Origin of the sequence: Allobosea sp. NPDC003192 (assembly GCF_050275675.1) — a bacterium.
Classification (GTDB): domain Bacteria; phylum Pseudomonadota; class Alphaproteobacteria; order Rhizobiales; family Beijerinckiaceae; genus Allobosea.
In genome coordinates, this window is sequence record NZ_JBNNPK010000003.1 from 98,285 (window position 1) to 116,845 (window position 18,561).

At 64.9% G+C, this 18,561-nt stretch carries 21 protein-coding genes; 11 read left to right on the forward strand and 10 right to left on the reverse strand.

The window, feature by feature from the left end; genetic code table 11:
- Positions 1-96 precede the first annotated feature (96 nt).
- Positions 97-708 (forward strand): HAD family hydrolase, encoded by a 612-nt coding sequence (locus ACQKLX_RS05650; protein WP_427360268.1) that lies wholly within the window; start codon positions 97-99, stop codon positions 706-708.
- Between the two features lie 57 nt (positions 709-765).
- Here the strand turns inward: ACQKLX_RS05650 and ACQKLX_RS05655 are convergent, their stop codons facing one another.
- A complete protein-coding gene (locus ACQKLX_RS05655) occupies positions 766-1,077 on the reverse strand; it encodes a hypothetical protein (RefSeq protein WP_427360270.1) in 312 nt (103 codons plus the stop codon).
- 207 nt (positions 1,078-1,284) lie between these two features.
- On the opposite strand from ACQKLX_RS05655, the gene ACQKLX_RS05660 reads away from it, so the two are divergent.
- Together ACQKLX_RS05660 and ACQKLX_RS05665 are read left to right on the forward strand one after the other, a co-directional pair.
- Positions 1,285-1,659 carry a hypothetical protein gene (locus ACQKLX_RS05660; protein ID WP_427360272.1) on the forward strand — a complete coding sequence of 125 codons (375 nt, stop codon included), beginning with the start codon at positions 1,285-1,287 and terminating at the stop codon, positions 1,657-1,659.
- A gap of 136 nt (positions 1,660-1,795) precedes the next feature.
- Positions 1,796-2,683, forward strand: a complete 888-nt coding sequence (locus ACQKLX_RS05665; protein WP_427360273.1) for a hypothetical protein — start codon at positions 1,796-1,798, stop codon at positions 2,681-2,683.
- 12 nt (positions 2,684-2,695) lie between these two features.
- On the opposite strand, the gene lepA is transcribed toward ACQKLX_RS05665, so the two are convergent.
- Positions 2,696-4,501 (reverse strand): translation elongation factor 4, encoded by a 1,806-nt coding sequence (gene lepA / locus ACQKLX_RS05670; RefSeq protein WP_427360275.1) that lies wholly within the window; start codon positions 4,499-4,501, stop codon positions 2,696-2,698.
- 72 nt (positions 4,502-4,573) lie between these two features.
- Positions 4,574-5,341 (reverse strand): YiiX/YebB-like N1pC/P60 family cysteine hydrolase, encoded by a 768-nt coding sequence (locus ACQKLX_RS05675; protein ID WP_427360277.1) that lies wholly within the window; start codon positions 5,339-5,341, stop codon positions 4,574-4,576.
- A 241-nt stretch (positions 5,342-5,582) separates the two neighbouring features.
- Between ACQKLX_RS05675 and ACQKLX_RS05680 the strand changes: the two genes are divergently transcribed.
- The gene (locus tag ACQKLX_RS05680; RefSeq protein ID WP_427360279.1) at positions 5,583-6,116 is read left to right on the forward strand and encodes a GNAT family N-acetyltransferase; all 534 of its coding nucleotides are present in this window, start codon (positions 5,583-5,585) and stop codon (positions 6,114-6,116) included.
- A gap of 83 nt (positions 6,117-6,199) precedes the next feature.
- Here ACQKLX_RS05680 and ACQKLX_RS05685 read toward each other — a convergent pair whose 3' ends face one another.
- The 3 genes from ACQKLX_RS05685 to fdxA form a co-directional block, all read right to left on the reverse strand.
- Positions 6,200-6,442 (reverse strand): DUF3297 family protein, encoded by a 243-nt coding sequence (locus ACQKLX_RS05685; protein ID WP_427360281.1) that lies wholly within the window; start codon positions 6,440-6,442, stop codon positions 6,200-6,202.
- 141 nt (positions 6,443-6,583) lie between these two features.
- Complete coding sequence (locus tag ACQKLX_RS05690; protein ID WP_427360283.1) at positions 6,584-7,357, reverse strand: ferredoxin--NADP reductase; 774 nt, start codon at positions 7,355-7,357, stop codon at positions 6,584-6,586.
- Positions 7,358-7,417: 60 nt separating this feature from the next.
- Positions 7,418-7,747, reverse strand: coding sequence for a ferredoxin FdxA (gene fdxA / locus ACQKLX_RS05695; RefSeq protein WP_091835349.1), 330 nt, complete (start codon positions 7,745-7,747; stop codon positions 7,418-7,420).
- Between the two features lie 151 nt (positions 7,748-7,898).
- Between fdxA and ACQKLX_RS05700 the strand changes: the two genes are divergently transcribed.
- From ACQKLX_RS05700 to ACQKLX_RS05710, 3 genes are all read left to right on the forward strand, one after another.
- Positions 7,899-9,095: an amidohydrolase family protein gene (locus tag ACQKLX_RS05700; protein WP_427360285.1), complete on the forward strand. Its 1,197-nt coding sequence runs from the start codon at positions 7,899-7,901 to the stop codon at positions 9,093-9,095.
- Positions 9,096-9,434: 339 nt separating this feature from the next.
- On the forward strand, positions 9,435-9,926 hold the full coding sequence (locus tag ACQKLX_RS05705; RefSeq protein ID WP_427360287.1) for a (2Fe-2S)-binding protein: 492 nt from the start codon (positions 9,435-9,437) through the stop codon (positions 9,924-9,926).
- Positions 9,923-13,447 carry a molybdopterin cofactor-binding domain-containing protein gene (locus ACQKLX_RS05710; RefSeq protein WP_427360289.1) on the forward strand — a complete coding sequence of 1,175 codons (3,525 nt, stop codon included), beginning with the start codon at positions 9,923-9,925 and terminating at the stop codon, positions 13,445-13,447. The genes ACQKLX_RS05705 and ACQKLX_RS05710 overlap by 4 nt, the downstream gene beginning before the upstream one ends.
- A gap of 70 nt (positions 13,448-13,517) precedes the next feature.
- Here ACQKLX_RS05710 and ACQKLX_RS05715 read toward each other — a convergent pair whose 3' ends face one another.
- Together ACQKLX_RS05715 and ACQKLX_RS05720 are read right to left on the reverse strand one after the other, a co-directional pair.
- On the reverse strand, positions 13,518-13,880 hold the full coding sequence (locus tag ACQKLX_RS05715; RefSeq protein ID WP_427360290.1) for an SPW repeat protein: 363 nt from the start codon (positions 13,878-13,880) through the stop codon (positions 13,518-13,520).
- 202 nt (positions 13,881-14,082) lie between these two features.
- Entirely contained in the window at positions 14,083-15,453 is a 1,371-nt protein-coding gene (locus tag ACQKLX_RS05720) for an esterase-like activity of phytase family protein (RefSeq protein ID WP_427360292.1), read from the reverse strand.
- Positions 15,454-15,613: 160 nt separating this feature from the next.
- On the opposite strand from ACQKLX_RS05720, the gene ACQKLX_RS05725 reads away from it, so the two are divergent.
- Together ACQKLX_RS05725 and ACQKLX_RS05730 are read left to right on the forward strand one after the other, a co-directional pair.
- Positions 15,614-15,835, forward strand: coding sequence for a hypervirulence associated TUDOR domain-containing protein (locus ACQKLX_RS05725; RefSeq protein ID WP_427360294.1), 222 nt, complete (start codon positions 15,614-15,616; stop codon positions 15,833-15,835).
- Positions 15,832-16,260, forward strand: a complete 429-nt coding sequence (locus ACQKLX_RS05730; RefSeq protein WP_427360296.1) for a hypothetical protein — start codon at positions 15,832-15,834, stop codon at positions 16,258-16,260. Before ACQKLX_RS05725 ends, ACQKLX_RS05730 begins: the two co-directional genes overlap by 4 nt.
- 18 nt (positions 16,261-16,278) lie before the next feature.
- Here the strand turns inward: ACQKLX_RS05730 and ACQKLX_RS05735 are convergent, their stop codons facing one another.
- Positions 16,279-16,857 (reverse strand): PAS domain-containing protein, encoded by a 579-nt coding sequence (locus tag ACQKLX_RS05735; RefSeq protein ID WP_427360298.1) that lies wholly within the window; start codon positions 16,855-16,857, stop codon positions 16,279-16,281.
- 55 nt (positions 16,858-16,912) lie between these two features.
- On the opposite strand from ACQKLX_RS05735, the gene ACQKLX_RS05740 reads away from it, so the two are divergent.
- Positions 16,913-17,176, forward strand: coding sequence for a hypothetical protein (locus ACQKLX_RS05740; protein WP_427360300.1), 264 nt, complete (start codon positions 16,913-16,915; stop codon positions 17,174-17,176).
- A 94-nt stretch (positions 17,177-17,270) separates the two neighbouring features.
- A complete protein-coding gene (locus ACQKLX_RS05745; RefSeq protein WP_427360302.1) occupies positions 17,271-17,525 on the forward strand; it encodes a hypothetical protein in 255 nt (84 codons plus the stop codon).
- Positions 17,526-17,693: 168 nt separating this feature from the next.
- Here the strand turns inward: ACQKLX_RS05745 and ACQKLX_RS05750 are convergent, their stop codons facing one another.
- The gene (locus ACQKLX_RS05750; RefSeq protein WP_427360304.1) at positions 17,694-18,437 is read right to left on the reverse strand and encodes a type IIL restriction-modification enzyme MmeI; all 744 of its coding nucleotides are present in this window, start codon (positions 18,435-18,437) and stop codon (positions 17,694-17,696) included.
- Between the last annotated feature and the right edge of the window lie 124 nt (positions 18,438-18,561).

Consider the following 18,561-nt stretch of genomic DNA (forward strand, 5'->3'; position numbering starts at 1 on the left):
AATACGCCAGAATCGGTGTGAAGGTTACGCCCGTCCGTGCACAAGGACGTGAGTCGTCGCGGCCGCATAGCCGCAGCTGGAATGGAGAAGCCTGTCGTGCCTGAGAATCGCAAGGTCGTCTTCGATGTCGGCAATGTCCTGCTGCGCTGGGATCCGTTCCACCTCTACCGCAGCCTGATTCCGGACGATGCCAAGCGCGACTGGTTCCTCAGGAATGTCTGCACTGCCGCCTGGAACATCGAGCAGGATCGCGGCCGGCCCTGGTCCGAGGCGGTGGCGCTGCTGGTCGCCGAGCATCCCGAATGGGAAGCCGAAATCAAGGCCTATGACGAGCGCTGGCACGAGACGGTGCCGGCGACGATCGAGGACAGCGTCGCGACGCTGGCGGAGCTGAAGGCGAAAGGCGAAGCGGTCTACGCCATCACCAATTTCTCGCGCGAGAAATGGGCGGAATGCCTGATCCGCTTCCCCTTCCTGCAGAGCTTCGACGGCGTGATCGTCTCGGCGCATGAGCGGCTGATCAAGCCCGACCCGGCGATCTACAACGTCCTGCTGGAGCGCTACGGGCTGAGCGCCGGCGAGTGCATCTTCGTCGACGACAGCGCCAAGAATGTCGATGCCGCCCGCTCGGTCGGGATGCAGGTGGTGCATTTCGTCGAGCCGATCGATCTGCGCGCAGAATTGCGCGGCCTCGGCGCCAATCTCTGACCGCGCTTACGCCCTGCACAGGCACAGGCCTGCGCAGGGCGGGGTCATGACCAGATGCTACCAGTAGCGACGGCGGTAATAGTAGCGCGGCCGGTAATAGCGGCGGCGGTAGTAATAGCGGGGTCGGTAATAATAGCGGCGGCGCCAGTAGCGCCTGCGCCAGCGCGGCCTGCGGCGGTAGTAATAGTACTGCGAATAGTCGGCGTCGGCCTTGTCGAGCGCTTCCGCATCGACCTGCGGTGCAGGTTCAGGCAGAGGGGGCTCTGCTACTGCTGGCTTCGGCTGCGGCGCCGCGAGTGCCGCAGTGCCGAGACTGCCGGCCGCGGCCAGGCCGCCGATCAGGCTCGCGAGGAAAGTACGTCTGTCCACGATGCCATCCTCCCTTCGGTTGAGGGTCATGGATCAACATCGTGGCAGGCGGGATGGTTCCCTGCAGAGCTGCATTGCGACTCCTTGGAATGATCACTGCTGCCAGGCCGCGGAAGCTCCTTCAAACGGATGATGCGACTGTGATCAGCCCGCGTCATAGCTGGAACAGTGCAATGCCGCGGTGGTGTAGTGGCGAAGGAGAAGGATATGCTGATCAGCCGCCTTTTCTCGGCCAATGCCCGGCTATGCGCCTGCGCGCAGGTCCACGAGAAACATGTCCAGCGCGGCGACAAGGGCGAGTATGTCGCACTTGTTCAGTATGCGCTCGTCATCATTGAGAATGCCGACATCGCGGACGGCGAAATGGCGGCCTCGTCCTACGGCCCGAGCACGGCGGACGCCGTGCTCGGCTACAAGGCCAAGCGGAACATCATCAACCTGTCCTATCAGACGAAGCCCGACAACATCGTCGGCATCATGACGATTCGCGCGCTCGATCTGGAGATCGCGGCGATCGAAAAGTTCAACGGCTTCACAATTCGCGACCGGCCGGGCGTCGCCCGAAAAAGCGCATGGCGCTAGCGCGTGCGCCGAGCGGATCGCCCTGTGATCGGCTCGGATAACGCGTTCACTGCCAATAGCTTACAAGCGGGTGGAAACTGTCGGAGCTTACCAGTCAAGTCCGAACGGCACTGAAAACCGGCGCAAGGATTTCGAGATGGTAACGAACGTCGACCCCACTTCGATGATGAATATCATCATAACGGCCAACGCAAAACCGGCGCCGTTCTTCTCGCCCAACTCGGTGTTCCTGCACCTGACCAAGGGATTCAGCTCGGACGGCATCCCGGCATTCCTTTTGAGCCGCAAAATATCTGACGTCATTACGGGCTCCGCCTGGAGCGGAACCAGTGAATTCAACCTACTCCCGCCCGTCACGCCAGCGTCGGCCAATGCCGATTACGGTTATACCCAAATCGCGACCGTCGGCCGCTTCGAGGCGACTTATCGTGGGCAGAGACCCCAGATGGGGCAGACCGATGTCAAGCTGGGCCTGGATGGGCAGACGTTCGGAGACTGGGACTCGGGAAACCGGCCTTGGGTGGCGCCGGACGCCATGCAACGCCAACAGCTCTCGGGGAACACGATTGTCTGCCCGATGCAAGATCATCCCAACATCGTTTTCCCGAATAAGATTTTTAACAAACATCCCTCTTTCAACAGTAGTAATTCGATTGTAAATTATCTTTATTTTGTCAATTATTCTATTTCTCTTATAGCGATTTTATGTGCCAGAAGCACTACAACCCACACTATGGAGCCAATACAGTTTTTCCGCTGGACCGTGCAGTGGAGATTCAAGGTGAAGTATCATAGAGGAAAACCGAAGGTCACCAATATGTCGGGCATCCATTTCGACACGCCAAAGGCCGGCGATCCCAGTTTGAGTGGGGCCGAGCGCAAAATCTTCGATAATCCCAATAGCAAGCTCTTCAACGACCAAGTACCTGCTGCTCTGCAACTCGCCTTTCCCACCGGAAGTTCGTCGCTGCAGACTTTCAGGAGCGATTGGGATTCGGACCTGCCGAAAGACTTCTTCCGCTGAGCGCGGGCCCGTTCAGTCGTCCATCTTCAGCGCGGCGATGAAGGCTTCCTGCGGGATCTCGACGCGGCCGAACTGCCGCATCTTCTTCTTGCCTTCCTTCTGCTTGTCCAGGAGCTTGCGCTTGCGCGAGGCGTCGCCGCCATAGCACTTGGCGGTCACGTCCTTGCGCAGCGCCCGGATCGTCTCGCGGGCGATGATCTTGCCCCCGATGGCAGCCTGGACAGGAATCTGGAACATATGCGGCGGGATCAGCTCCTTGAGCTTCTCGCACATGGCCCGGCCGCGGGCATCGGCGCGCGAGCGATGGACCAGCATCGAGAGCGCGTCGACCGGCTCGGCATTGACCAGGATCGACATGCGCACGAGGTCGCCCTCGCGATAGTCGGTGATGTTGTAGTCGAAGGAGGCATAGCCCTTCGAGATCGACTTCAGCCGGTCGTAGAAGTCGAACACGACTTCGTTCAGCGGCAGGTCGTAGACGACCTTGGCGCGCGAGCCGACATAGTTGAGGTCGATCTGCAGGCCACGGCGGTCCTGGCAGAGCTTCAGCACCGAGCCGAGATACTCGTCCGGGGTGAAGATCGTGGCGCGGATCCAGGGCTCCTCGATGAACTCGATCTTCATCACGTCTGGCATGTCGGCCGGGTTATGCAGTTCGAGGGTCGTGCCGTCGCGCAGTTTGAGACGGTAGACCACCGAGGGGGCGGTCGAGATCAGGTTGAGGTTGAACTCGCGCTCGAGCCGCTCCTGGATGATCTCCAGATGCAGCAGCCCGAGGAAGCCGCAGCGGAAGCCGAAGCCGAGCGCCGCCGAAGTCTCCATCTCATAGGAGAACGAGGCGTCGTTCAGACGCAGCTTGGCCATGGCGCCGCGCAGCACCTCGAAATCGGCGGCATCGACCGGGAAAATGCCGCAGAACACCACGGGCTGCACCGGTTTGAAGCCCGGCAGCGGCTCGGCGATCGGCTTCTTGTCATCGGTGATGGTGTCGCCGACGGCGGTGTCGGCGACTTCCTTGATCGAGGCGGTGAAGAAGCCGACCTCGCCGGGTCCGAGCTCCTTGACCTCCAGCATCTTCGGCTTGAACACGCCGACGCGGTCGACGCCATAGCTGGCGTTGGCGCGCATCATCCTTATGGTCATGCCCTTCTTCAGCACGCCGTCGATGATGCGCACGAGCACGACGACGCCGAGATAGGCGTCGTACCAGGAATCGACCAGCAGGGCCTTGAGCGGGGCTTCGGCATCGCCCTTCGGCGCCGGCAGCTTCTCGACGATGGCTTCCAGCACGCCCTCGATGTTGAGGCCGGTCTTGGCCGAGATCGGCACGGCCTCGGAGGCGTCGAGGCCGATCACATCCTCGATCTGCTGCTTGATCCGCTCCGGCTCGGCCGCGGGCAGGTCGATCTTGTTGAGAACGGTGACGATCTCATGATTGGCGTCGAGCGCCTGATAGACATTGGCGAGCGTCTGCGCCTCGACGCCCTGCGAGGCGTCGACGACGAGGAGCGAGCCTTCGCAGGCGGCCAGCGAGCGCGAGACCTCATAGGCGAAGTCGACGTGCCCGGGCGTGTCCATCAGGTTGAGGATGTAGGTCTTGCCGTCCTTGGCCTGGTAATCCAGCCGGACGGTCTGCGCCTTGATGGTGATGCCGCGCTCCTTCTCGATGTCCATCGAGTCGAGGATCTGCTCGCTCATGTCGCGCGCCGCTACCGTGCCGGTCTGCTGGATCAGCCGGTCGGCGAGGGTCGACTTGCCGTGGTCGATATGGGCCACGATCGAGAAGTTGCGGATATTGTCGAAGCTGCGGGTGCTCATGCGCGCGCCATAGCAGTGCGCGCCCGTTGCGCCAAGGGTCGCGCCACTGGTTTGCGGCAGACGAAGGCGGCTTCACTCCGCCGCGAGCATTTGTTCGCGGGCCCAATTCAGCGCCCGATAGTCGAAACCGGCCTCCAGCGTCGGCTTCACCACCGAGAAATAGGGCGAGATATCGAAATCGCGCGGCATGTAGAGCGAGTGATGCCGGATGTGCAGGATTTCCCGGAATTCGTCTTCGCCCATCGCCTGCGCGTATTCGACCGTCGGCAGGACGGGATAGCGCGCCGCCTCGAAGGCCTGGGCGATCAAAGTCGAGCAGATCGCCCGCGTCGGGTCGCCGGAGCCGAGCGCGATCATGCGCCGGCGCCAGCTTGCTGGCGCCCACGGAATCGGGATCAGCCAGTGCGCCAGATCGAGGATGTTCTTGAGGTCGTACTGGTTTCCGAGCCGCTCCAGCACATAGTCGACCGCGATCTGGCGGCCCTCGCGGTCGAGCGCCTGCGGCCGGCAGATGCGAGTACCGAAGGCGCCGTATTTCGAGAGGGGAGACAGCACGCAGCCGACATCCATCTCGACCTCGGCCAGCACCAGCGGCTCGCCTTCGGGGCTGAACTGACCGGTCTCGCCGACATAGAGCGCGGCATGTGACCAGGTCGACTGGGTCAGGTATTTGATCGCGGCCGAGACCTTCATGTGGCCTTCGACAAGCAGTACGTCGCCGGGCCGGAGTGCAGCCTGTAGCCGCGCCAGAGCTTTGCGATCGACCGGCCCGCTCTGCGGCTTGCCGCGCGTGATGAAGCGGACCACCGAGCGACCGATGAAGTCCAAGCCCCTGTTCATCGACGCCTCCCGTTGCGCCGGCGCCGTCCCTGGCGTCTTCCGGCTCTCAGTCAAACGCGAGCCCGTGACTTTTTTGGAAATCACCTGCCGGGTTTGCGTCGGAGAGACCGGGATTCGCCGAACGTCGTAAAATCCGGGTTGACGACGGGCCTGGGCGCTCTTGCTCCGTATTATCCACTATGTTGGAATTAATCTTGCATAGTAGAATGCATCGCCGATTGGTGGCGCGAGGAGATGGGTCATGACGGTGTCGGACAATATGACCATCGAGCAGCTCGACGGGGATGGAGCGCGGGCAGCCGTGCCGGCCTTGGCGGAGATCCTGCGCGATTCCGTGGCGAACGGCGCCTCGGTCGGTTTCATGGACTGGAGCACACCGGCCGAGTTCGAGAGCTTCTGGCGCGGCATTGCGGGCGAGGTCGCCGCCGGGCGTATCCTGCTTTTCGTCGCGCGCGACGGCAGCGGCATCGTCGGCACGGCGCAGCTCCACCCAATCGGAAAGCCAAACCAGCCGCACCGCGCCGAGGTCGCCAAAGTGCTGGTGCATTCGCAGGCCCGCCGCCGCGGCATCGGCGAAGCGCTGATGCGGGCGGCGGAGGCGGCCGCGCTGGCGCTGGGACGCGACCTCCTGGTGCTCGATACCGACGAGGCCGGCGCTGCACGCCGGCTCTACAACCGCCTCGGCTGGACCGAGCTCGGCACCATCCCGCGCTATGCGCTGATGCCCGACGGCCGCGATTGCGGCTCGACCTTTTTCTACAAAATGTTGCGCTAGCCCGGTGCCGCGCGGCCAAGCGCACCGGCTCTCGATTCCGGGCCCAGCCCTATGGGCCGCCCGGAATGACGGCGCCCCAGCGTCTACTCGGCGTTGCGGAAATAGGGCTCGACGGCGCCCTTGAGCTTCACCGTCATCGGATTGCCGTGGCGATCCTTGGCATTGCCGGCAGTGAGGCGGACCCAGCCCTCGCTGATGCAGTATTCCTCGACATTGGTCTTCTCGACGCCCTTGAAGCGGACACCGATGTCCCGTGCCAGCAGCTCCTCATTGTAGAAGGGGCTGTTGGGATTGGAGGACAGGCGATCGGGCAGGGTGTCGGTCATGGCGCTACTCGTCGGTTGCGGTGATTTGCCGGACAGGTAGCAGGCCATGGCGCATTCGGCAAAAGCGCAGGGCGGACCGTGAATGCAGAACGGCCGGCCTGCGGGAACAGGCCGGCCGTTCTGAACGATATGCGCCGGATCTCAGCGCTCGGCGAAGGCCTTCTCGATGACGTAGTCGCCGGCCTCGCCGTGATTGCCTTCCTCGAGGCCGCGTTCGTCGAAGATCTGCTTGAGGTCGACTAGCATCTGCGGGCTGCCGCAGAGCATGAAACGGTCGCCTTCGGCATCGAACGGCCCCAGGCCGGTGTCGCTGAAGAGCTGGCCGGAGGTCAGGAGGTCAGTGATGCGGCCGCGATTGCGGAAGGGCTCGCGCGTCACGGTCGGGTAATAGATCAGCTGCTCGCGGATCATCTCGCCCAGGAACTCGTCGTTCGGCAGTTCCTGCTGGATGCGCTCGCCATAGGCCAGCTCGGAGACCTGGCGGCAGCCATGCACGAGCACGACCTTCTCGTAGCGCTCATAGGTCTCGGGATCGCGGATCAGCGACAGGAAGGGCGCGAGGCCCGTGCCGGTGCCGAGCAGGAACAGGCGCTTGCCGTCCTTGAGGTTGTCGAGCACCAGCGTGCCGGTCGCCTTCTTGCCGATGATGATGGGATCGCCGACCTGCAGGTTCTGCAGGCGCGAGGTCAGCGGGCCATCCGGCACCTTGATCGAGAAGAACTCGAGGTTCTCGTCGTAATTGGTGCTGGCGACGCTGTAGGCGCGCAGCAGCGGCTTCTCGCCGACCTTGAGCCCGATCATCGTGAACTGGCCGTTCTTGAAGCGGAAGGTCGTGTCGCGGGTCGTCGTGAAGCTGAAGAGCGTATCGGTCCAGTGATGGACGGAGAGGACGCGCTCCTCGTAGAAATTGCTCATCTCGTCGATCCTTAGATAGTCTAGCGATTTAGCAGATTATCGGATGCAGCCCACCCAGTATCACATTGCCGGGCGTTCGGAAAGCAGGTCGATCTTGTCCGGTATTCCCTTCCAGTCGTCGGCATCGGCCGGCGGCTCGCTCTTCTGGGTGATGTTCGGCCAGAGCGGCGCCAGCCTTGCGTTCAAGGCCAGCCACTGCTCGGCCCCGTCCGCGCTGTCGGCGACGATCGCCTCGGCCGGGCATTCCGGTTCGCAGACGCCGCAGTCGATGCATTCGTCCGGATGGATGACGAGCATGTTCTCGCCCTCGTAGAAACAGTCGACCGGACAGACCTCGACGCAATCCATGTACTTGCAACGGATGCAGGCGCTGGTGACGGCGTAAGGCATGCGCGATCCTTGCTGCTTGACAGCCGGGTCCGGACGGGGCAGAAATTCATTCGTATACAAACAATATCTCGCATCCCGTCATGCTTGTCAATCGGGCTTGTGGCGATGAGGATGGCGGCGGATTTCTGATAACGACGACAGGGCGGATACGATGGCTGAACAGCAGGCGACGACGGTCAGCAGCACCCACAAGCTGGTGGTGAAGAATATCGGCCTGATGCTCTCCGGCGACATCGAGCGCCCGATCCTGGAGGCCGATACGCTCGTCGCGATCGGTGGCCGGATCGCCGCGGTCGGCCGCTTCAAGGACCTCGATACAGAAGGGGCCGACACCGTCATCGACGCCAACGGCACGGTGCTCTCGCCCGGGCTGATCGACAGCCATGTCCACCCGGTCGCCGGCGACTGGACGCCGCGCCAGAACCAGCTCGGCTGGATCGACTCGACCATGCATGGCGGCGTCACCACTATGATCTCCGCCGGCGAGGTCCATACCCCCGGTCGACCCAAGGACATTGTCGGCCTGAAGGCGATGGCGATCTATGCCCAGCGCGCCTTCACTGCCTTCCGCCCCGGCGGCGTCAAGGTCCATGCCGGTGCGCCGGTGATCGAGCCCGGCATGGTCGAGCAGGACTTCAAGGATCTGGCCGATGCCGGCGTGAAGCTGCTCGGCGAGGTCGGTCTCGGTGGCGTCAAGGACGGCGCGCGTGCCAGGGAGATGGTGGCCTGGGCCCGCAAATACGGGATCCAGTCGACCATCCATACCGGCGGCCCCTCGATCCCCGGCTCCGGGCTGATCGGCGCCGACGTGGTGCTGGAAGCCGATACCGACGTGGTCGGCCACATCAATGGCGGCCATACCGCTTTGCCGGACAAGGAGATCCGCTGCATCTGCGAGGGCTGCAAGCGCGGCCTCGAACTGGTCCACAACGGCAATGAGCGCGCCGCGCTCTATACGCTGCGCGTCGCCCGCGAGATGGACGAATTGAAGCGTGTCATCCTCGGCACAGACGGGCCGGCTGGCTCGGGCGTGCAGCCGCTCGGCATCATCAGGATGGTCTCGATGCTGTCCTCGCTCGGCGATGTCCCGGCTGAGGTCGCGTTCTGCTTCGCGACCGGCAACACTGCCCGGATGCGCAGCCTCGATTGCGGCCTGATCGAAGTCGGCCGCACCGCCGATTTCGTCTTCATGGACAAGGCCCAGCACTCCGCCGGCAAGACCTTCCTCGATTCGATCCAGCTCGGCGACCTGCCGGGCATCGGCATGATCGTGATCGACGGCATCGTCCGCAGCGGCATCAGCCGCAACACCCCGCCGGCGGAGAAGATCCCGTCGGTCGGGCATTGAACGGTTGGCAGATGTGACATCCGCGGGAACCCCTCTCCTGGAAGGAGAGGGGTAGGGGTGAGGTGTTCAGACTGCAAACGTTGGCCGTAACCTGATCGCGCGTTGAGCGCTCGCGTCATTGGTCCAGCGGCCTACACCTCACCCTGCCCTCTCCTTACAGGAGAGGGTTCCCCGCGCATTTCGCGTTCAGATCGCGTCGCTGTGGCACGGCGTGCCTTCCTGCTCAAATCCCGCTTGCGGCGCGCTCCGATTTGTCATTATTCTCATTCGTATACGAATGATCTTGGTGGCCGTGACGATCAGGACGATCAGGCGCGCCTCGCCCCGCCCGGGCGAGTCATGAGGACGACGAAGCGCTTCACGCTTCGCGTCAACGGCGCGAGCCATGAGATCGAGGGCGAAGCCCAGACGCCGCTGCTGTTCTTCCTGCGCAACGACCTTACGCTCAACAGCCCGAAATTCGGCTGCGGCCTCGGCGAATGCGGCGCCTGTACCGTGCTGATCGACGGCCAGGCGGCGCGCGCCTGCGCGCTGCCGGTCAGGCTGGCCGAGGGACGCGAGATCGTCACGCTCGAAGGGCTCGGCAGCGTCGAGGCGCCGCATCCACTGCAGCAGGCCTTCATCGACGCGCAGGCGGCGCAATGCGGCTACTGCATCTCCGGCATGGTGATGACGGCGAAGGCTTTCCTCGATGTTCGCCCCGACCCGAGCGAGGCCGAGGTGCGCGAGGCGCTGCGCCATAATCTTTGCCGCTGCGGCACCCATGTCGAGATCGTCAGGGCGGTGCTGCTCGCCGCCGAGCGCGGCCTGCAGGACGCGGCGGCGCCATGAGCGAGCCACTCTCCCGCAAGGCGCTGCTGAAGCGTGCCGGCGTGATCGGCGTGGTCGCGCCGCGCAAGGGCGCCGCCGCCGATGCAGCGCCTGAGGACGGGCTCGATCTGCATGTCTGTCTGACGGCTGAGGGCCGCGTCCTCGCCTTCAACGGCCATGTCGATCTCGGCACCGGCATCCGCACCGCGCTCGCCCAGATGGTGGCGGAGGAGCTCGATTTTCCCTTCGACGCCGTCGAGATGGTGCTCGGCGACACCGCCGAGACGCCCGATCAGGGCCCGACCATCGCCAGCGAGACGGTTCAGGTCACCTCGGTCGCGATCAGGATCGCGGCGACGCAGATCAGGGTGAGATTGATCACGCTCGCAGCCGCCGCGCTCAGCTGCAGCGAAGACGAGATCACGCTCAGCGACGGCGTGATCTCGCGCAAGGGCGAGACGGTGCCCGCCATCGCGCTCGACACGCTGCTCGCCAATGAACGCATTCTGCTGCCGCTGGCCGAGAGCGCCGAGTTCAAGCAGGTCGACCAGCACAGGCTCGTCGGGCGCTCGGTCGCCCGCGTCGATATCCCGGCCAAGGTCACCGGTAGCTTCACTTACGTCCACGATGTCCGCGTCGCCGGCATGCTGCATGGCCGGGTGGTGCGCCCGCCCTATGCCGGCATGGATGCAGGTGACTTCGTCGGCAGGAGCCTGATTTCGGTCGATCGCGACTCGATCGCCGATGTCCCCGGCATCCGTGCGCTGGTGGTCGAAGGCGACTTCATCGGCATCGTCGCCGAGCGCGAGGAGCAGGCGGCGGAAGCGGCGCTCAAGCTCAGGACGCACTGGCGCGAGTTCACGCCGCCTGATCTTTCCGACCTCGGCCAGGCGTTGCGCACCCACCCCTCGACGCCGCGCCTCCTCGCCGAGGAGGGCGATGTCGACACGGCGCTGGAGAGCCTGGAGGCCCGGCTCGACCGTACCTATGTCTGGCCCTACCACATGCATGGCTCGATCGGCCCGTCCTGCGCCGTCGCCGATGTGCGCGCGGACGGCATCACCGTCTGGACGGGCAGCCAGAATCCCTATCCGCTGCAGAACGACCTGGCCGTGCTGACCGGCGTGCCGAAGGAGCGGATCGACGTCATCCGCTTCGAGGCTGCCGGCTGCTATGGCCGCAACTGCGCCGACGATGTCGTCGCCGACGCGGTGCTGCTCTCGCGGGCGGTCGGCGCGCCGGTGCGGGTCCAGCTCACCCGCGAGCAGGAACATCTCTGGGAGCCGAAGGGCGCGGCCCAGCTGATCGACATCAAGGGCGGGCTCGGCCCCGGTGGGTCGCTGAAAGCCTACGACTTCCACACCTGGTACCCGTCCAATGCCGCCCCGACCCTGGCGCTGCTGCTGACCGGGCGCATCCCGAACCAGCCGGCGACGCTGCGCATGGGCGATCGCACCGCCGTGCCCTCGTATGACTACGAAAACATGCGGCTGACAGCCTATGACATGCCGCCGATCATCCGGGCGTCCTGGCTGCGCGGCGTCTCGGCCATGCCGAACGTCTTCGCCCATGAGAGCTATATCGACGAGCTCGCGCATGAGGCCGGCGTCGACCCGGTCGAATTCCGCCTGCGCCACATCAATGACGAGCGCGCCGCCGAGCTGACGCGGGCGACGGCCGAGCGGGCGAACTGGCAGCCGCATGTCGGCCCGCGTATGGAGGCCGATGGCGAGGTGCTGCGCGGCCGCGGCTTCGCCCAGGCACGTTATGTCCATGGCAGCTGGCCGGGTGTCGGCGCAGCCTGGGCCGCCTGGGTCGCCGATGTCGCTGTCAACCGCGCGACCGGCGAGGTCACCGTCAATCGCGTCACCGTCGGCCAGGACACCGGCATGATGGTCAATCCGGCCGGGGTGACGCATCAGGTCCACGGCAATGTCCTGCAATCGACCAGCCGGGTGCTGCGCGAGGAGGTGACGTTTTCGCAGACGACAGCCGTCGCCAGCCGCGACTGGGGCTCCTACCCGGTGCTGACCTTCCCGGAACTGCCGGCGATCGACGTCATGCTGATGGATCGCCAGCATCTGCCGCCGATGGGCGCGGGCGAGTCGGCCTCGGTCCCGAGCGCGGCAGCGATCGTCAACGCCGTCTATGACGCGACCGGGGTGCGCTTCCGCGAATTGCCGCTGACGCCGGAGCGCGTGCTCGCCGGCCTCAACGGCTCGAAGCTGCTCAAGGCCCCGCCAGGCGAGCTGGCAAAACGCCTGCCCTGGTGGAGCAAGCTCGGCGCCGCCGTGGCGGGCGCCGCGACCTTCGCCGCGGTCTCGCTCGCCTTCGTGCCCTCGATCGCGCCGATCGCGCGGCCGGACCCATTGACCTGGTCGTTGGCGACGATCGAGCGCGGCCGCCAGCTCGCGGCGCTCGGCGCCTGCGCGGTCTGCCATACCGGCAAGGACGGCGTGCCTTATGCCGGCGGGCTCGCTCTGCCGACACCGTTCGGCACGGTGCTGACCACCAACATCACGCCCGATGTCGAGACCGGCATCGGCAGCTGGTCCTATGCCGCCTTCGAGCGGGCGATGCGGGCCGGCTTGCACCGCGACGGCCGCCAGCTCTACCCGGCCTTCCCCTATCCGAGCTTCGCCAAGACGAGCGAGGCCGATCTGCAGGCGCTCTACGCCTTCCTGATGTCGCAGCCAGCGGTGCGGCAGGAGAACGAGCCGAGCAAGCTCACCTTCCCGTTCAACCTGCGCCCGCTGCTGGCAGGCTGGAACCTGCTGTTCAACCGTGGCGGCGAGCTGAAGCCCGATTCCGCCCGTTCGGCCGAGTGGAATCGCGGGCGCTATCTCGTCGATGGGCTCGGCCATTGCGGCGCCTGCCACACGCCGCGCAACGCGCTCGGCGCCGAGAAGGGCGGCAGCGCCTATCTTGCGGGAGGCGAGGTGGAAGGCTGGACGGCGCCGGCACTGACCAGGCTCTCGGCCGGGCCGATTCCGTGGAGCGAGGCCGAGCTCTACGCCTATCTGAAGACCGGCACTTCTCGGCAGCATGGCGCGGCCGCTGGCCCGATGGCGCCGGTGATCGCCGAACTCAGGGAATTGCCCGATGCCGATGTCCGGGCGATGGCGACCTATCTGGCCTCGCTGAGCGAGCCCCTGCCGGAAGCGGAAGCCATGGAGCGCGTCAAGCGCATCGAGGCGATGACGGCTTCCGTTGCAAACCCCGCGACCTCGCAGACTGCTCGGCTCTATGAGGGAGCCTGCGCCGCCTGCCACGAGACCGGCCGCGCTGCGCCGCTGGTCAATGCCGGGCCGGCGCTCGGCCTCTCGTCCAAGCTCCATGCCGAGACGCCGACCAATCTCGTCAACATGCTGCTCGAAGGCGGCCAGCACGGTATCGGCTCGATGCCCTCCTTCGCGACCGTGCTCGACGATCGCCAGCTTATCGAGCTAGCCGCCTATCTGCGCGGCCGCTTCGCGCCGGAGAAGCCGGCCTGGGGCGGTATCGAGGCGGCGATCGCGAGGGCGCGCCAGGCGGCGCACTGAGCGCCTGTTGCCTGTGCGGCTTCCGGCAGGAGAAACCGGGTCCGCCCAGCGGACAGACCCGGCCAGTCGTTCAGGCTGTGGCGTGCGGTTCGTGCCGGTAGTTCCAGACGGCCCAGGCCGAGACGAACGCCGTCAGCAGGCCGAGCACCAGATGCGTCCGGAAGGCGCTGGTGTTGCCGGTGAAGCCGAGCACCCAGGGCGCGGCGATCAGCCAGAGGCCGAGCGCCAGGTTCACCCATTCCTCCCATTCGGCGAAGGCCGAGAGCGCCGCGATCGCGATCACGGCCAGCACGGCGCCGACGAGCCAGGCATTGCGGGTCGGCATGGTGTCGGCCAGGAAGCCCATCATCCAGGGCGAGATGAACAGGAGTGCGCCGAGGATCAGGTTGAGCCAGTCCTGCGGCCGTTTTCCACTCATATTCGCGGTCAACATGATCACCTCCATTGGTGAAGATCATCCAACCACGGCGCCTCGCGCACGGGGCGCTTGGTCGAACATATTATACACCTGAAGCAGAAACAGCTCAAGGACTGACGATTAAATGGACATGGCCGGCGTGAGCCGGCCATGACGATGCCTGACGACTTTGCGCAGGCGGGATTCGACTTCGCCGTGACTTGGCGATTTGCCCGGCTCACTTCGCCGCGAGCAGTTCCTTCACCTGCAGCAGCACCAGCTCGTTGTCATCCGCCTTCTTCGGGTCGCGCGACGACGAGAACGGCAGGTTGTTGTCGTTGCCGACGACGATGATGCCGTTGGCGAGATCGACCACGTCGACGTTCTCGATGGTGAAGAACGGGAAGGGCAGCACGCCGTCGATCGCGCCCTGCTTCGCCTTCTTGTCGGGATCGGCGATCTTCATCAGGTCGATATAGCCGACTTTGCGCACGGGCTTGCCGACATTGGCGTCGGTCATCTCGATCTTCACGATGCGCTTGAACTTGGCGAGGTCGTGGAAGCAGTCCGGGCCCTTCTGACTGGGCGCGCAGGCGCGGTCGGCGGTGCCTTCGCCATTGTCGCGCTCGATGATCAGCGCGGTCGTGGCGTCGATCATGTTGAAGTCGCCGATGGCGAGGCCCTTCTGCTCGAGCGGGAAGAACCAGGAGCGGCCGGTCCACTTCTCGTTCTGCACGTCGAATTCGAGGATGCGCAGCACTTCCTTGCCGTCGACCTCTTCATTGCCCTTGGTCTCGGCGTTCCAGAGCGGGCCTTCCAGCAGCGGGTAGAGGAAGCGGCCGTCCGGCGACTGCGCCATGCCCTCATAGCCCTTGGAGCGGCGGACATTGAACTCGACCGGCAGGTTCGGTGCGCCCGGCGTGGTCACGGCGTAATGGTCGGGCGAGCGAGCCGGCTTGCCGTCGACCGTGGTCTCGAACACGGCCTCGACCTTGCCGGTCGCATCGACGCGGATCAGATAGGGGCCGAACTCCTCGCCGATCCAGTACTTGCCGCCGATCGGCTGGATCGACTCGGGGTCGAAATCGGCGCCGGTCAGATAGCGCTTCTCGGTGCCTTCATTGGCGATGCGGAACGGCACCTTCTTGTCGGGGTCGTGCAGGAAGGTGGTCGCGGTCCGCTCGATCTTGCCGCCCTCGAAATCGGCCTTGAGGCGGTGGAAGAACAGCATCGCGTCCGGCGAGTTCGCCTTGGCGCCGAAGCCGTTGTCGGTCAGCACCAGGAACTCGCCATTGCCGAGCGAACGGATGCCGGAGAAGCCCTGCACCGGCTGGCCGGCGAAGGGGGTGGAAAGACCCGTCGGGCGGCCGCCCGACAGACCCATCACCGTGCCGGCCTGCTCGACGCGCTTGCCCGGTGTGACGAACTTGCCGGAGACCTTGAGATCGGCCGGCGCATCGGCCGGGGCCGGGATGATGGTGTTGGCCGGCAGCAGGGCATGGCCGACCAGCTTGGCCGGGAACTCCTTCGGCGCTCCTTGGGGCGCATCCTGCGCGCCGGCGAGCATGGTGGACGACAGAAGCAGGGCGGCGGCGAGGCGCAGACGCATGGGACACTCCGATTGCGGAAGAGCGGGACGGCCCCGCTTCGCGTCCGGAGTTTGCAGTCGCGCGACAGCGCCGTGACGCTTGCATGACGGGCCGTCCACCCGGCCGAAACCAAATCACGGCCGCGGCGTTTCCACCAGCAGGAGAGCACGGAGCCGCGACGTGACGACGACATTCGACAAGGACACCAGGGTGACCTGGCGTTGGGGCGCCCATACCGCCAGGGGCCGCGTCGAGCAGGTCTTCACCGAACCGGTGACCCGCACGATCAAGGGCACGGAAGTCAGACGCAACGCTTCGCCGGACAACCCGGCCTATCTGGTGACCCAGCCGCGCGGCGGCTACGCGCTGAAGTCGCACAGCGAACTTGAGGAAGACAGATGAGCATCGCCCATGTCGACCTGACCCCGCCTCTGCGCGTCGCCGAGAACGCCGGCAAGGGCCTGCGTTTGCGCCGCGAGTTTAACCGTGGCGGCACGGTGATCGGCGTCGCCTGCGCCCGCGATCTCAGCAACCGCCGCAAGCTCAGCACCGAGACGGTCGAGCGCATGGTCAGCTATTTCGCCCGCCACGCCCTCGACAAGCAGGCGAAGGGCTTCGGCGACAGCAAGGAGCCGTCGGCCGGCTACATCGCCTGGCTGCTCTGGGGCGGCGACGAAGGCTGCAACTGGGCGAACGCAAGATGTCGGAGATCGCCGGGCAGGACGAGGGCAAGCGGGCGTGAGGCTCAGCCGGTCGCCAGCAGGCGGCGCGCGAAGCTTGCACCGCCATCTCCCCTCAAATCTCCCCTATCCGGATCGCTTCCTTAGTCGCCGCGATGCCCAGGCTCATGAACGGTCGTGCTGAAGCCGCGCGGCGCGCTTCTGTTTCGCCGCCATTCGGCTGGCCAGTTCGTGCAAGGCCATATCGATGAAATAACGCAGCATCGATTCACCGGTTCTCTGCGTGATCGCCCTCGCCGCCATCAAATGCCCGGCGATCGAATCCAGAGCGGTATTGCTGCGGGTCACATCGACGACCACTCCAAGATAGCGCAGCGGCTGGCCGTCCCGCATCTCGATGCATTGACCGCGATCCCACAGCCAACGCGTCGCGCCATTCCGATCCACCACGCGATACTCGCAGAAAAACTCGCTGCCTGTCTCCACGGAACGGGTGACATCCGCATCGAAACGCGCGCGATCGTCAGGGTGGACGGCGGGAAAATAGTCCACGATCGGCGCGCCGAGCCGCGCACGCTGGGGGTCGATGCAGAACGCATCAGCAATGGCGCGGCTCGCCGTCAGCGTTCCCATATCGATCGCCCATAGCCAGGAGCCGAGAACCCGCGACGGCCCCAAGATCTCCTGGCTCTGTTCCAGTTCGTCGTTCCAGCCTTGATGGTGTCCAAGCTCGATCAGTGTCATGGTGATACCCCGCCCGATGGTGGCCCCCCGGTCACCGAGCACAATTCGGCCACATTTGAATCGCTGCGAGCAAGCGTCTGTTTGCGCCGAGCTGCTCGGTGCGGCGATCAACCGCGCCCGCCACCTCGACCGCTGCCGGCTCGACACCAAGACGATGAAGCGCATGGTCAGCTATTCCGCCCGCCACGCCGTCGACAAGCAGGCCAAGGGCTTCGGCGACAGCAGGGAGCCGTCGGCCGGCTACATCGCCTGGCTGCTCTGGGGCGGCGACGAAGGCTGCGACTGGGCGAAGCGGGAGATATGCGTCTTCCTTGAGTAATTGATAATACTAGTAAAAAATGCCTTTGAGGTGGCTTTTATTTAGCTGCTTAGCCATCGGGTAGCGTTGAGCAACTCGCTGATTTCGTTGATGAATGCTCCACAGCGTCGGCAGGCGGAAGCAGCAAGGACGCGACTTAAAAAGCGAAAACGAGCACGGCTATGAAGCCATTGCCGCGCGTCTTGGGGCCGGGGCGGAAGCTGCCATGTACCGCGCGAAGGCGGAAGGCATTCCCCTGGTCAAAAGCGGGCGCCGAGTATGGGCCCGCAAGACGACCCTTGATGCGTGGCTCGCCGAGTGCGAGGCGAAGGCTCGGAAGGACCGGACCAGTACCGGCAAGGCCAAGTGATGGAGATTAGTCCTTCTTCAGCTTGAGCCGTGCGAGGACCTTGGCAGCGGTTGTCTCCGTCTTCGGGCGAAGCGCTCCACCGGACGCGTGAAGGAACCGGGCAATCGCAAAGTGCGTAATTGCGAACGTGCGATCATGATGCGACCCGCACTTTGTCCCGCGCGGCAGTTACCGATGCTCTCGCTTGAGACATAGTCGCGAACTTCGCGTTCTGCATTGTGGTGTTCGGCAGCCGGTGATCCTGCGCGTCGCCAGCGCCGCCTGGCGGGCCGGATCGAGCGCGAGCGGATCGCTCCAGATGCGGGCGATCCGCTCGCGGGTGGCGGGATCGCGCAGGTCTTCGAGATAGACCCGGAAGCGGTGTCTGTCCGGGAACTGGGCGTAGTTCTTCCCCTGCCCGGAGAAGTCGGCATAGAACTCGAAGCAGTGGCCGACGTCGCATAGGATGATGAAGGGCGGCCAGCCATGCGATGCCGGCAAGGCGCGGCAATATTGTTCCGCCTGGCGCTTGGCGTTCAGCATCATCACGTCGAGACCGCGATCGGCGCCGCGTCGCCCGCGCGGTGCGCGGGTTGGCTCGTCATCTCCGCTGCCTGCCGGCAGGATTTCCTTGGGCTGGCCTTTCAGCCGTAGCTGCTTGGCCTCAGCCACGAAGCAGCGCTTCCGGTAGAGATCGATCCAGCCGGTGGTCGCTGAGCCGTCCGGCCCGAACTGCCGGACGGGATACTCGAAGCGATAGGTCACCGCCTCAGGATCACTGGTTGGTGGCTGCGGGCGTTCGATCCGCAGCAGCTCGCAGAGCTCGCCGATGAAGGACGGGAACGACGCCCGTTCGGCCCCTTCAGACGCACGCCAGCGTGCGATGAAGGCTTCCACCTCCACCGCATCCGGCGCGACCTTGCCCCCCGACATGGTCGCCGCTCCCGATTGTATTTAGTAATCCATGCAAGTAAAAGTTGATATTCCGCTTCCTGTCAACTCCTGTCACCAATGCGCTCGCTCGGGGCTCGCCCCCTCTCGCATCCCCGGCAAATCG

Excerpts from the sequence above, each read along its gene's own strand:
- ACQKLX_RS05680 (WP_427360279.1), top strand. The coding sequence starts at position 5,583 with ATGACGGTGTCGGACAATATGACCATCGAGCAGCTCGACGGGGATGGA.
- fdxA (WP_091835349.1), bottom strand. The coding sequence starts at position 7,747 with ATGCCTTACGCCGTCACCAGCGCCTGCATCCGTTGCAAGTACATGGAT.
- lepA (WP_427360275.1), bottom strand. The coding sequence starts at position 4,501 with ATGAGCACCCGCAGCTTCGACAATATCCGCAACTTCTCGATCGTGGCC.
- ACQKLX_RS05705 (WP_427360287.1), top strand. The coding sequence starts at position 9,435 with ATGAGGACGACGAAGCGCTTCACGCTTCGCGTCAACGGCGCGAGCCAT.
- ACQKLX_RS05690 (WP_427360283.1), bottom strand. The coding sequence starts at position 7,357 with ATGAGCAATTTCTACGAGGAGCGCGTCCTCTCCGTCCATCACTGGACC.
- ACQKLX_RS05750 (WP_427360304.1), bottom strand. The coding sequence starts at position 18,437 with ATGTCGGGGGGCAAGGTCGCGCCGGATGCGGTGGAGGTGGAAGCCTTC.
- ACQKLX_RS05665 (WP_427360273.1), top strand. The coding sequence starts at position 1,796 with ATGGTAACGAACGTCGACCCCACTTCGATGATGAATATCATCATAACG.
- ACQKLX_RS05700 (WP_427360285.1), top strand. The coding sequence starts at position 7,899 with ATGGCTGAACAGCAGGCGACGACGGTCAGCAGCACCCACAAGCTGGTG.
- ACQKLX_RS05715 (WP_427360290.1), bottom strand. The coding sequence starts at position 13,880 with ATGTTGACCGCGAATATGAGTGGAAAACGGCCGCAGGACTGGCTCAAC.
- ACQKLX_RS05730 (WP_427360296.1), top strand. The coding sequence starts at position 15,832 with ATGAGCATCGCCCATGTCGACCTGACCCCGCCTCTGCGCGTCGCCGAG.
- ACQKLX_RS05685 (WP_427360281.1), bottom strand. The coding sequence starts at position 6,442 with ATGACCGACACCCTGCCCGATCGCCTGTCCTCCAATCCCAACAGCCCC.
- ACQKLX_RS05675 (WP_427360277.1), bottom strand. The coding sequence starts at position 5,341 with ATGAACAGGGGCTTGGACTTCATCGGTCGCTCGGTGGTCCGCTTCATC.
- ACQKLX_RS05710 (WP_427360289.1), top strand. The coding sequence starts at position 9,923 with ATGAGCGAGCCACTCTCCCGCAAGGCGCTGCTGAAGCGTGCCGGCGTG.
- ACQKLX_RS05720 (WP_427360292.1), bottom strand. The coding sequence starts at position 15,453 with ATGCGTCTGCGCCTCGCCGCCGCCCTGCTTCTGTCGTCCACCATGCTC.
- ACQKLX_RS05735 (WP_427360298.1), bottom strand. The coding sequence starts at position 16,857 with ATGACACTGATCGAGCTTGGACACCATCAAGGCTGGAACGACGAACTG.
- ACQKLX_RS05660 (WP_427360272.1), top strand. The coding sequence starts at position 1,285 with ATGCTGATCAGCCGCCTTTTCTCGGCCAATGCCCGGCTATGCGCCTGC.
- ACQKLX_RS05745 (WP_427360302.1), top strand. The coding sequence starts at position 17,271 with ATGCTCCACAGCGTCGGCAGGCGGAAGCAGCAAGGACGCGACTTAAAA.